Origin of the sequence: Leptospira perdikensis (genome assembly GCF_004769575.1) — a bacterium.
In the GTDB taxonomy this organism is placed as follows: Bacteria; Spirochaetota; Leptospiria; order Leptospirales; family Leptospiraceae; genus Leptospira_A; species Leptospira_A perdikensis.
The window spans coordinates 157,379-169,747 of the sequence record NZ_RQGA01000014.1 but is presented as its reverse complement, the minus strand read 5'-3'; the positions used below and the strand labels follow the sequence as shown (position 1 = coordinate 169,747).

The following is a 12,369-nucleotide window of genomic DNA, read 5'->3' as shown; positions in this document are numbered from 1 at the left end:
CCCGTGTTTCGAATTCTTTTTTTGGTAATTTTCTTACCCTTTCGCCTTCTGTACCAGATTTACCTACGTCTAAGCCTTATTTTCCAATCAGGGAAAGAGGTCTATGAACTCGAATTCCCTGCGGTTTTTGAAGATTCTTACAAATCCTATTTTGTCAAAAAATTACAAGGTAAGGAAGAAACAGTCACAAGACTCGAACTTCTCATCCTTCTCAAACTCATCCAAAAGAATGGAAAAATCAAAACTTTAGATATCTCCCTTCCTCCACTCGAATGGACACTTTCTGAATTTTATGAAGTGAGAAACCAACTTTTGGCAATTAAAGAATCCGGTAAAAAGGTGCGAATCTTTACCAAAGAAGGTGGTGTCGGTACCCTCTTACTTCTCACGGCAGCAACCGAAAAGTATTTGGCACCAGAGTCAGAATTTATGGTTTTACTTCCAAGCGCCGAACCCATGTTTTTCGGCAAGTTTCTGAAAACTTGGGGGATAGAAGTTCAGGCTTTTGCTTCTGGCCCCTACAAGTCCTTTGCAGAAAGTTTTACAAGGGGAGAATTTTCTAAGGAAGCAAAAAAGAATTTAGAAACCTTAATTCTAGATCTACGGAAAGTTTTACTCATAGCTCTTACCAACGGAAATCCATCACTCGAATCAGTCTTTTACAAACCGATGTTATCTGCGGATGAATTATTATCAGCAGGAATCATCGACGGTATCAAAACAGAAACAGAATTTTTCTCTGAAGATAGAAAGGTATTTTCCGGTAACTATCCATCTCTACACTACAGTATCAAAGAATTTCGTATTTTACCAAAACGAAAAGCAGAAGTAGTTGTCCTTCCCTTAGAAGGAGGAATTTCTGGCGGGGATTTTTTACATAAAAATAGAGAAAATGGAAAAATCGAAGCCTTCTCACTCATTCCGAATCTAAAAGCCCTTGGTGAAGACAAAAAAATCAAAGCCGTAATTTTAGAAATCTCCTCACCTGGTGGTTCGGCATTTTACTCCGAACAAATCCACCAAGAAATTTTGGAATTAAAGAAAACCAAAATTGTAACTGCTTATTTCAAAGATACTGTCGCAAGCGGCGGGTATTACCTTGGTTCGGCGGTTGATCATATCACTGCCTCTCCTGTTTGTATTACAGGATCCATCGGGGCCGTTAGCATTCGTGCCAATTTACAAAAGTTATATAAGAAGTTTCAGCTAAATAAAGAAGCTGTTGGTTTTTATCCTTTTCGAGACATTCACTCAGAATTCCAACCCCTTTCCAAACAAAGTGTTCAATATTTAGAATCACAAATTAAAAAAACAGAAGGTTTGTTTTACAGACGTGTTGCCGAAGGAAGAAAAATTCCACTAGAAAACCTACCAAAAATTGGAATGGGAAGGGTTTATTTACCAACGGTTGAGAATCGAATCGTAGATGCTCTCGGCGGGCTTTTAGATGCAGTACATGAAGTGAAAGAACGGTTAGGTGGTAAACCCATCACTCTTTCTGAAGAACTCCCGGCATATAATTTGAGAAATAAAATTCCCATCCTTGGTGGACTCATTACGGAACTGAAAACCTTAGAGTCACTCAATGAAATTTCTCTTCTCTCACCAATTCGTTTGGCTTGGAAAAACAGAAAATAATTTAAAATTTGTTTTTCTAACCACCGGTTGCTTTTTCCAAACGATTGCGAAGTCCCTCTTCTCCCCGTTCCGGTTTTGGAACTTCGCAAAAAATGGTTCGAATTCCTGCAAGGTCGCAGGATTCAAAAAAAGCATATAGTTTAGACGCATAATCTTCATTAGATGACACAGAACAAAATCTGTGATTTTTACCTAAGGATTGTTTTTCAGTCATTTCCTCTAAACCGATGATTTCCTTACCTGTCCATGAAAATCCAATCCATGCCGTAAGAGTCGATTCACTCATTGTCTTTAAACTGTATAAAAACTCTTCAGTGGTTGCTAAGACCACACGGGCATTGGGTGCATAGTGTTTGTATTTGGTTCCGGGGCTTAAGGGTACGGCCCGAATATCATTTTTGGCAGTAGGCTCTGGAATCCAAAGATCGGGTAGGATTGACAGAAGTTCGGTGGATTCAATGGAGCCTGGTCTCAGAAGTGCCGGTGTTTTCCCAACCAGGCTTACCACAGTAGATTCAATACCAAAACTGGGTTCCTCTGCTTCCAAAATGCCATCCACAACTCCATCAAAATAGCGGATCACATCTGCTAACTTCGTTAAAGAAGGTCTCCCCGAAAGATTGGCTGATGGAGCAGAAATGGGAGAACCAGTAAGTTCGATCCAATCACGAATGACTGGGTTTTTCGGAATTCGCACCGCTAATGTAGCTAACTCTTTTGGGAATAGTGATTTGTCTTTTTTTGGAAGAATGAGAGTGAGAGGACCTGGGGAAAATTTTTCTAACAACTTTCGTCCTAAATCTCCTAATATACATACCTCTTCGATGGCTTTTATCGAATGGAAATGGGCAATGAGGGGATTGTCTTTGGGTCTTCCTTTGATTTCATACACGCGAAGGCAAGCTGCTTCCAACTTTGTGGAAGCCCCAATCCCATAGACTGTCTCTGTGGGGAAAATAACGACCTTTCCCTCTTGGATGAGGTTCGCAAGCAAACGTACATCCGAAGAGATTAAGGTTTTCATTTTAAAATTTGTTGGTTTTTGTTTTTGATTTCGAATCGGAAACTTTCAATGATTCTTTCGAATCAGTTACAGGAATTGTAGTTTCTTCTTTTGGTTCTTCTTCCTCTTTCGCTTTTTCTACAGGAGGGAGTTGGCCTTGAACCAACTTACTTAAGTAAACATTGATTTCTGGATCATTGTCTGTTACCAGTTGCCAGAAAGAAAATCCACCCAAATCATATTTTCGTAATAGGGTCATTTTTTCTTCGAAGGCTTTTCTGTTCATATAAAAAGCCACTCGATCACATCCACCGCTGGTATACCAAAGGGAAGGATCTTCATACGCACGGTTCTTATGAATGTCAGAAAACTTAGATAAGTTTCTCCAACTAGCCACTTTGTTTTCTTCATTTAAGATGCGATTGATATCTGTTGGTTGGCGATTTTTATGTGCCCCGGCTTTGATTCTTTGTGCATCCGAGTGGTAAATGGCTTTTGCCGAAGCCTTACAATTGAGAGCCCAGTCATATCCATAAGTTGGAATTGCCATATAAAGTTTATGTGTTGGCACTCTTTTTTTAGCATAAGTAATGATGTCTTTCAACCAAACGTTCGGGGCTTGAGGGCCAGGTCCAGGATTATGGTATTTTCTCGGATGAAGTTCATAAGCCATAATTTTCACGCGGTCTGCGTGTTTGGCTAGGAAGGCATAGTCGTGAGTAGTAGGCCCTCTCCAATTTTCACGAAAGTCAAGAGTGATGGCTTTGGAAAGGCCACGGCAATTCAATTCTTTCTTTTTACTTTTTTCCGCAGGTGTTTTTGGATGAACGGCAACGGAAATCAGTTTTCCTTTTTTATGAACTTCTCGTGCAAGAAGGACAAAAAACTCTTCGAACTTTTCCTTTTTATCGCAAGACATTCCTTCATAATCAATGTCAATTCCATCATAACCATAAGTCATAATTTCATTCACAATAACTTGGATGTGGTGGTCACGGATGTCATTTCTACCACCCATTCCGATGTTTTCTTGGATTTTTTCTTTTGGATTTTCCCAACGAAAAATGGTAGGAATGATTTTGACTTTAGGATTTAAGGCACGGAGTTCCAAAACACGTTCCTTTTTGGAAGTGCTAGACCAACTGGAAATCAATTCTCCGTTATTGGAAAGTCCTCCTTTCATCGTATAAATGAAGGGATGGATTTCGTTATATAAGTGTACTGTTTTTTTCATCGCCGTCCAGTCTGTGGACCAAGCAGAGGAACGAAAAGTTACGTTTTCATCTGGAAGAAAACTGGGGAGTTCCGCCGATTCTTCCACAGTCTGTGGCGCTTCAGATTCAGAGCTGTCCTTTGTTTCCATCTCCGAAGGGGTGCCAAGGGATGGAGTGGAGGCTTCCACAACGCTCGGATTGGCATTTCCCGTTTTGGGACTGTCTTTTAAAACGAGGGCCGTGCCGTTGGGTTGGATCAAATTCATTCCTAAATAGAAGGAGATTGTGGATAAAAAGACCCAAGAGGCAAATAATAAGGAATATTTAGCCGCATTCGAGAGCGGACGTTTGGGGGAGGATGGGATTTGAGATTCGGGCATATATTACTTCTAGTATGATTATCGAACGCGGATGAAAAAAAGAGTAGAGAATATTGAAAACGCTCTCACCCTATTTCTCATCCCATATTTTTTTAGAAGGGATTCTCTCCTAGCCTAAATTGAAATGAAAGGAAAAAGAAATCTATGCACGTTCTCAAACAAAAACCGGTTATCCTCTATACGGTTCTTCTCAGTTTTTTTCTAACCTTTCTTTTGCTTGCCGAACTTACCGGTAGTAAATTATTTTTTGCCTTTGGATTCACTATGACAATGGGGGTTATCCCTTTTCCTGTCACATTTATCATCACCGATTTATTAAACGAATACTATGGCAGGAAGGTAGTTCGAGCCACGACCTTCCTTGGGATGGTCATGTTAGGTTTTGCTTATCTTCTCATTATGATCGACATTCAAATCCCTGCAAGCCCCGAGTCGCCAATTGACGATGCCTCCTTCGAACGTGTGTTTGCCAATTCTGGTCTTGTGATCCTTGGTTCCATCATCGCCTATGTGATTGGTCAAATGATTGACCTCCACACCTTTCATTTCCTTCGCAAAAAAACGGGAGGAAAACATATCTGGCTTCGGGCTACGGGATCTACCATCATCTCTCAACTCATTGATTCTTATGTGGTGATCTTCATTGCCCTGGGGAAATACCATCCCGTATCGAAACTCGTCGCCATTGCCAATACCAACTTTCTTTATAAATTGGGGGTCGCTATCCTCATCACCCCTCTTCTTTATGCCATCCATATCTACATTGATCGTTATTTAGGGGAAACTTTAAAAAAACAAATGTTCCGATCAGCGATGGAGGAAGAAGGGTTGGAATCGACCATCCAACCCGGGTAAGGTGACCATGTTCCAACCAAGAATCGAAAGACTTAAATCCATACTCGGAAAAAATCCAGCCAATATTGGACATAGAGGTGCACGGGGACTAGCTCCAGAAAACACTCTCGTTTCGTTTCTTGTGGGATCCGAGTCTACACATTACTTTGAATTGGATACGATGCTTTGTGGTTCCGGAGAACTTGTAGTCATCCATGACTTTACAGTGGATCGCACTACCGATGGAAAAGGAAAAGTGGCAGACTATAAATATCGCGCTTTAGCAGAACTAGATGCCGGAAGTTTTTTTGAGGAGGCCTTTGAGGGAGAACAAATTCCGACACTCTCTCAGGTGATCCAAACCCTTCCGGAAAACACGGTATTTGATATTGAAATGAAAAGTGAGGGTAAAAAAGAAGAAAGGCAGGCTCTCGCTTCTGCCCTTGTCAAACTCATTCGAAAATACAAACTAACCAATCGAATTTGGGTGAGTAGTTTTGATTGGGACTTAGTGGATCTCATACGAATGGAAGAACCCGAAGTATTACGAGGACTTCTGATCGAAAAAGGAGATTCGCTAAACAAGAATTATATGGAATTTGAACCGGATCTGATTCTCCCTCATCTTTCTGCTTGTACTAAAGAATTTGTGCAAGACTTAAGAGAGAAATCATTACTTGTGATTCCTTATACAACCAATACCGAAGAAGAATGGAATCAATTGTTAGAAGTTGGAGTGGCCGGTCTCATCACTGACTATCCAGACCGTTTGGCCTATTATTTAGAATCCAAAAAATAAATCCAGATCCAATTTCCCCAAGGATCTTCATACAAAGAATAATTTTTTTCTGGCACAGATTGTACAAGTTGGAGAGAGGAAAATTCTGGATGTTTTTTAATCGCGTTGTCACAAAGAAGAGTGATGGTTCCCGGACGCACAGGGCAATGTTCCGTGGTTTTCGAAAAAACCAAACGTTCCCCTGATTCTAATTTCAATTCAGAATGGCCAAAACTTTCTTTTAGGACGGTCCCCCCGAGAAACGATAGGTAAAACCGTAGTGGAATCGTAGTATTTTCACCACCGTCTAAATTCACAGAGAAGAACTGAGGAAGAACTAAATCCATGTTTTTTGTTGTATTCATCATGCAAAGAACTCACTTCGTTATGTTGAGGTTCCCGGTTTAGAATCCTATGTCGATCCAATCTCCAAAACCATTATCCTTTTTTTTATTTTTTCTAAGTTCTACAATCATTAACTTTTTGTTATGCGAAACAATTTATTTTGAATCTCTTCATTCTGCAGACCATTTGTATCTCCCCCTATTTGTGAAAGACTTAGTTTCCTCTGAGGGAGTTCGCCACTGGTTCCTTCCTCCTTCTCCCTATTTTTTTCCCGATCTTATTTTAAATCTAATCCTCTATCCTTTGGTTCCTTTTTTATACCTTCCCTCAGCGTATGGAACTCTCCAAATGTTTTTTGTGTTACTCGGTATTTGCGTTTTCCTTTCCCAATATACAAACAAAACAGATTCTTTACAGTTTCTCTATCGATTGGAATTTATTTTTATATGTATTTCTCTTTTAGGATACTGGACATCGGATCATCCACTTCCCTTTGTTTATTTTCTTTCCCAAGCACATCATAGCACAGGTTTTTTTTTCTCACTTTTACTTGCCATTTACCTTTACTCTCTGTTAAACGATAAAACAAGATTCGAGAATGAAGTCGGCGTAGTCAACTTCCTCCCCTTACCATTCACTCTATTTTTTTTTATTGGATTTTCTTTACTTTATCTCTCGGACCGATTTTCCTTTTCTGTAGGTGCCATTTCTTTTTTTGTAGTACGGATTTGGGATACAAACCTTCCTCTCTCCGAAAGAGTTTCCTATTTCCAAAAAAAAAGATTTTGGTCCTTAGCGATTCTTTTTCTTTTTCTCAATGAACTCATATTTTGGGGATTGAAACAGACCTTTCACATTCCGGGAAGTTTTCAGATTTTAGGAAATTATCTGGCAAACCAACCTGTGGAGAAAATCCCTTCCTTGGCCGGAACCTATCTTTGGGATTTTTCAAAACATATCTACTACCAAGGCAAGTCGATTCTTGTCCTTTTGGGTTTAGTTTTGATTGGTTTTCCGAAATTTCCGAAACTCATCCGCCACCTGCTAATTGTTTTTTTTCCGGTCCTTCTCGGCCTTCTCCTTCTTGTCGGAAGGTTCACCTATCTCCATCCCTATCCCATTCGGTATTTATTTCCCCTGGGGTTTTTTGGAATCTTGGGAACCACATGGGTGTTCCTCTCTTATTCACGATGGATTTCCACATTTCAGTTTTTATTACTCTTCTCGGCCATCCTCTATCTCCTTACCTACTTACCCTTCCCAAGGGATAGAGTAAGCTCTCAGTTTTCCCGGATCACAGATGGAGAAGTTCCTTATGACTTGGAAAAACCCATCCGGTTTTGGAGTAAAAGTGGGAAAACGCCCATCCCCATTGGTAAAGATGGGAAACCCTACCATTGGATCACGGGTGCATTTCATACGAACTTGACAGAGTAAAGCGAACCTATGATCTGGAAGGAGATGGAAGATTACGTACGCATATTTGATACCACTCTAAGGGACGGGGAACAATGCCCCGGGGCTGCGATGAGCGAAGATGAAAAGGTGGAAATTGCCTTACACCTTGCCCGAATGAAAGTTGATATCATCGAAGCCGGGTTTCCGGTTTCCTCTCCTGTCCAATTCAAAGCGGTAGAAAGAATCGCTCGAGAAATCGAAGGTCCAATTATCTGTGGGCTTTCCCGGGCACTTCGTCCCGATTTAGAAGCAGCACGTGATGCATTAAAACCTGCGAAACTCAAAAGAATTCATACCTTCATTGCTTCCTCTCCCATTCATATGAAACACAAATTGGGAAAAACACCTGCAGAAGTTTTGGAGATGGCAAGACTTGCAGTAAAAATGGCAAGAGACTTTGTCACCGATGTAGAATTTTCACCAGAAGATGCAACACGTTCCGAATGGGAGTTCTTACGCGAGTTAGTCGAAGCAGTGATTGAAGAAGGTGCCACGACCATCAACATTCCAGACACGGTTGGATATACAACTCCACAAGAGTATATGGATCTATTTCGTTTCCTAAAAAAGGAAGTAAAGGGAGCTGACAAAGTTATTTTTTCTGCACATTGCCATAACGATCTTGGCCTTGCGGTTGCAAACTCACTTGCGACGGTTCTTGCGGGCGGTCGTCAGATCGAATGTACAATCAACGGAATCGGAGAACGAGCAGGCAACACTGCCATGGAAGAAGTGGTGATGGCTCTCAAAACAAGAAAGGATGCCTTCGGAGTGGAAACAAATATAGATTCTACTCTGATCACTCGTGGTTCGCATCTAGTAAAAACCATTACAGGAATGGTCGTTCAACCTAACAAAGCAATTGTGGGTGCTAATGCCTTTGCTCACGAATCTGGAATCCACCAAGATGGTGTGATTAAAAACAGACAAACTTATGAAATTATGACTCCAGAATCCGTGGGACTCAAATCCAATCGTATGGTCCTTGGTCGTCACTCCGGAAGAGCTGGATTTAAAGATAGAATCATCCGCATGGGATTTGATCCAAAACCAGAGGAAATTGACAATGCTTACAATCGTTTCCTTGAAATAGCAGATAAAAAAAAGGAAGTCTTTGATGAAGACATTGCTGCTCTATTTCAAGGTGAGATCAGTCGTTCTCAAGTTGATGAAATCTACCGACTTGTTTCCTTTGAACAAAATACGGGAACAAACAAAACTCCTGATTCCAAAATCTCTTTGCAAATCAAAGGAGAAATCAAACAAGGAGAAGCCCATGGTGATGGACCAGTTGATAGTATCTTTAAAGCCATTAACCTTGTCACAGGACTTTCCCCTCTCCTTTCTAGACTTGTGATTTCACCTGTAACAGAAGGTACTGATGCTATGGCGGAAGCTTCTGTTACTTTAGAAGATGGCGAGAGGCGAGTTGTAGGGAAGGGAGATTCCACAGATATCATTGAAGCCTGTGCGAAAGCCTATATCAATGCTTTGAACCGGTTATAATCCAGTGACAAATTCAAATGTAACATTCTCAATGGAGGCACTGGTCCGCAAGGAGTTACCTGCTTTCAAACCATACACTCCGGGCGAACAACCTGGCCTTACTACGTCTACGATCAAACTCAATACCAACGAGAACCCTTATCCACCTTCTCCAAAAATCAGAGAAGCAGTAGAAAAGGTTTTACAAACAGGTGTTTTACGAAAATATCCCAACTATCACGCAAGAAAACTTCAAGAATTGATTGCCAAAGATTATGATTTGGATCCCAACCAAATCTTAGTCACCAATGGTTCAGACGAAGCCTTACGGATGTTATTCCATACATTGATTGGTCCGGGAGATGTGGTGGTGGCACCCGATCCAACCTATTCTTATTACCCGGTCCTTACAGAACAAATGATGGTGGGAGCCACTTACAAAGCAGTTCCCCTTCTTCCTAATCTACATTTTGATTTTCCCGCCCTATCAAAAGAACAAGGAAAGTTACTTTGTTTTGCCCATCCCAATGCCCCAACCGGTGTGGAAGAAGATAAAACCGAACTTTTAAACTTAGTTAAAAATTTTTCAGGAATTGTACTTTCCGATGAAGCTTATATTGATTTTACAGAACCTAACACAAGTTTAATTTCGGAAATTAGAAATCATCCGAATCTCGTGGTCTCCCGTACCTTTTCCAAATCTTATGCGCTGGCAGGATTACGGGTTGGGTTTATTGTGGGATCCATCGATGTCATTTCTTGGATTCGCAAATTAAAAGATTCTTATAACGTGGGAATCTTGGAACAAGTGGTGGCGGAAGTTTCTTACGCAGACAAAGAATACTTTTTAGAAAAACGGTTAGCAGTGATTGCGGAAAGAACAAAGTTAAAAAAGGAATTGGAATCTCTAGGTTTTATAATCCCAAACTCATCAACCAACTTTCTATTTTGTAAACCAAAAGTAGGAATCTCTCCTGAAAGTTTATACTTACAATTAAAAGAAAAAAATATCCTCATTCGTTATTTCTCTACGGGAATTTCTAAGGACTACATTCGGATTACTATTGGAACTCCAGAGGAAAATCAAAAACTATTGGAAACAATTTGTAACTTTTTATAAAAAACAAACCCGGAGTACCTAAATGGGTAATCCGGGTTTGTAATGAATTTTGATTAGGGATTACCAAACACCTAACAAGGATTCATTTATTTCTGGATTTCAACCTTTGTTTTTTTCGGCTCCATTTTCGGAATGGTAAGCTCTAAAATTCCATTCTTCATTTTTGCAGTTGCTTTATCCGAATGGATTGCCTTTCCAATTGTAAATTTACGGAAGTAATTTCCTTCTCTGTACTCAGCAAGACGTACTTGCCCCCGAGCCTCTAGAGATGGAACAAATTTACCTTCCAAAATCAACTGATCTTTCTCTATAGAAATTTCTACCGAAGATTGATCCACACCAGGCATTTCGACTCGAAATAGAAGTTCTTCTTCTGTTTCCAACACATCTACATTTGGCGAGTAAACTCTAGTTGTTACCTTCTGGTCTTTTTCGGCAACGTTCTCTTTTGCTTCTTGATTGTTTTCTTTAGTGAGTGTATTCATAATTTGCTCCTTATCCGGCAATGACAGATACTTTTTTAGGTTTATCCTCTTCTCTACGAGGAAGGTGGATGTTCAAAACTCCGTTAGTAAATTTAGCAAGAACCTGTTCCCCATCCACTCGGAAAGGAAGCTCCAAGGTTCTATGGAATTCTCCATTAAAAATTTCGCGGCGATGTACTTCGGTTCCTTCCGCTAGTTCTTCTGCTTTTTTCTTTCCGTGAATAGAAAGTAAATTGTCCTTAACATTGATTTCGATTTGGTCTGGTTCGAGACCGGGGAGTAGACAAGTGACCAGAGCCTCGTCTTCCTTCGTGTATACGTTCACTGGAGGAAAATTTGAAGCGGAACCGAATTGGCTGTCCAAAATGGAACGGGTCAACTCATCATTCAATCGATCAAAATCTCTCCAGAATTGATTTGCTTTGGTTTGTGGGTCTAGAATTCGGAACAACATGCTCATTCTCCTTATTAGCACTCGAGCTATACAAGTGCTATTTTAATTAGCACTCTATTTATTTGACTGCTAATTGTCAATAATGTTTTCAATTTTAAAGGATTTTAGAAAAAAAATTTTGTCCCTGAAGGCCGATCCTCCTAGCCTGGAATCCAATGCCTATCCAAGATACTTTGAACCAACTGGGTGTAACAATCCCTCCCGTTCCTGCGGCCCTAGCTGCTTATATACCTTCAAAACGGGCCGGAAACCTAATTTTCACTTCTGGCCAATTGCCACTCGTGGCAGGAAAATTAGAAAAAACGGGAAAGGTGGGAAAAGACTTAACGCTTGCCGAGGCTAAAGAAGAGGCCAAACAATGCCTACTCAATGCTCTCGCTGCAATTTTACTTCATATTGATTCTTTGGACCAAATCAAATCTATCGTTAAGTTAGGTGTCTTTGTCGCAGGAACACCAGAATTCACAGAACAACATTTGGTAGCCAATGGGGCTTCAGAACTTGTAGCGGCAATATTTGGCGAAAAAGGAAAACATGCAAGGTTTGCGATCGGGGTAAGTTCTCTTCCTCTCAATGCGGCTGTAGAATTAGAAGTGGTTGTTGAAGTCGAATGACAAGTTCCATTGTATCTAAATTGATTGATTTAGTTTCATTCACAAAGGAATCAATTTTGTTTGTTCCCGAGCTAATACTCGCTTGGTGGCACCTAACAAAGAAAATTTTTCTATCTCTCTATCGTTATTGGACGACCAAACTATTTTTCGACAAAATATTTTTTATTTTTCTATTTTTACAACTCATCTTCTCGATCCTACCTTGGTTTTCTTATGAGATCAGTTTTTTTGAAATCAAAGAGTCCATTTCGCTCGGACCCAAGTTAAATTCTGTTTTTATTTTGATTAGTCTACTGAACTTTTTTTTTCTAGGGTTCTGGAAGTCACCTTGGACAAGGATCTGGTTTTTTTCAGGCCAAATGGTATCAATTGTGTTTGTAATCTGGGGTTATTTGGATCCGAAACGTTATTTTTATGATTTTGTAAAACCCGAAGAAGTCGGACTACATATACCATTTTATTTGTTTTTAGGATCCGTATTCTGTGCTTTTGTATTTGGATACCTCACCTTTAAAAAAGAGGATGAGGTTCTAGGTAGAATTTAACTTTATAAACTAAGTG

Annotated in this window: 13 protein-coding genes; 8 read left to right on the top strand and 5 right to left on the bottom strand. The window is 40.1% G+C overall.

The window, feature by feature from the left end:
• Positions 1-3: 3 nt before the first annotated feature.
• Positions 4-1,638, top strand: coding sequence for a S49 family peptidase (locus EHQ49_RS13630; RefSeq protein WP_135580214.1), 1,635 nt, complete (start codon positions 4-6; stop codon positions 1,636-1,638).
• Positions 1,639-1,654: 16 nt separating this feature from the next.
• On the opposite strand, the gene EHQ49_RS13625 is transcribed toward EHQ49_RS13630, so the two are convergent.
• Both EHQ49_RS13625 and EHQ49_RS13620 read right to left on the bottom strand, forming a co-directional pair.
• Positions 1,655-2,662, bottom strand: a complete 1,008-nt coding sequence (locus tag EHQ49_RS13625) for an L-threonylcarbamoyladenylate synthase (protein WP_135580213.1) — start codon at positions 2,660-2,662, stop codon at positions 1,655-1,657.
• Position 2,663: 1 nt separating this feature from the next.
• Positions 2,664-4,235 (bottom strand): glycosyl hydrolase family 18 protein, encoded by a 1,572-nt coding sequence (locus EHQ49_RS13620; protein ID WP_135580212.1) that lies wholly within the window; start codon positions 4,233-4,235, stop codon positions 2,664-2,666.
• Between the two features lie 144 nt (positions 4,236-4,379).
• Between EHQ49_RS13620 and EHQ49_RS13615 the strand changes: the two genes are divergently transcribed.
• Together EHQ49_RS13615 and EHQ49_RS13610 are read left to right on the top strand one after the other, a co-directional pair.
• On the top strand, positions 4,380-5,090 hold the full coding sequence (locus tag EHQ49_RS13615) for a queuosine precursor transporter (protein WP_135580211.1): 711 nt from the start codon (positions 4,380-4,382) through the stop codon (positions 5,088-5,090).
• Between the two features lie 7 nt (positions 5,091-5,097).
• On the top strand, positions 5,098-5,868 hold the full coding sequence (locus EHQ49_RS13610) for a glycerophosphodiester phosphodiesterase (protein ID WP_135580210.1): 771 nt from the start codon (positions 5,098-5,100) through the stop codon (positions 5,866-5,868).
• On the opposite strand, the gene EHQ49_RS13605 is transcribed toward EHQ49_RS13610, so the two are convergent.
• A complete protein-coding gene (locus EHQ49_RS13605; RefSeq protein WP_135580209.1) occupies positions 5,847-6,215 on the bottom strand; it encodes a VOC family protein in 369 nt (122 codons plus the stop codon). The two genes, EHQ49_RS13610 and EHQ49_RS13605, sit on opposite strands and share 22 nt — an antisense overlap.
• Positions 6,216-6,261: 46 nt before the next feature.
• On the opposite strand from EHQ49_RS13605, the gene EHQ49_RS13600 reads away from it, so the two are divergent.
• From EHQ49_RS13600 to hisC, 3 genes are read left to right on the top strand one after another with little or no spacing between them, the layout of a single operon-like run.
• Entirely contained in the window at positions 6,262-7,629 is a 1,368-nt protein-coding gene (locus EHQ49_RS13600) for a hypothetical protein (protein WP_135580208.1), read from the top strand.
• Positions 7,630-7,638: 9 nt separating this feature from the next.
• Positions 7,639-9,156, top strand: a complete 1,518-nt coding sequence (locus EHQ49_RS13595; protein ID WP_135580207.1) for a 2-isopropylmalate synthase — start codon at positions 7,639-7,641, stop codon at positions 9,154-9,156.
• 31 nt (positions 9,157-9,187) lie between these two features.
• On the top strand, positions 9,188-10,255 hold the full coding sequence (gene hisC / locus EHQ49_RS13590) for a histidinol-phosphate transaminase (RefSeq protein WP_135580206.1): 1,068 nt from the start codon (positions 9,188-9,190) through the stop codon (positions 10,253-10,255).
• Between the two features lie 86 nt (positions 10,256-10,341).
• On the opposite strand, the gene EHQ49_RS13585 is transcribed toward hisC, so the two are convergent.
• A complete protein-coding gene (locus EHQ49_RS13585; RefSeq protein WP_135580205.1) occupies positions 10,342-10,740 on the bottom strand; it encodes an Hsp20/alpha crystallin family protein in 399 nt (132 codons plus the stop codon).
• Between the two features lie 10 nt (positions 10,741-10,750).
• A complete protein-coding gene (locus tag EHQ49_RS13580; protein WP_135580204.1) occupies positions 10,751-11,194 on the bottom strand; it encodes an Hsp20/alpha crystallin family protein in 444 nt (147 codons plus the stop codon).
• A 155-nt stretch (positions 11,195-11,349) separates the two neighbouring features.
• Between EHQ49_RS13580 and EHQ49_RS13575 the strand changes: the two genes are divergently transcribed.
• Together EHQ49_RS13575 and EHQ49_RS13570 are read left to right on the top strand one after the other, a co-directional pair.
• The gene (locus EHQ49_RS13575) at positions 11,350-11,808 is read left to right on the top strand and encodes a RidA family protein (protein WP_135580203.1); all 459 of its coding nucleotides are present in this window, start codon (positions 11,350-11,352) and stop codon (positions 11,806-11,808) included.
• Positions 11,805-12,353, top strand: a complete 549-nt coding sequence (locus tag EHQ49_RS13570) for a hypothetical protein (RefSeq protein ID WP_135580202.1) — start codon at positions 11,805-11,807, stop codon at positions 12,351-12,353. The genes EHQ49_RS13575 and EHQ49_RS13570 overlap by 4 nt, the downstream gene beginning before the upstream one ends.
• The last annotated feature ends 16 nt before the right edge of the window (positions 12,354-12,369 follow it).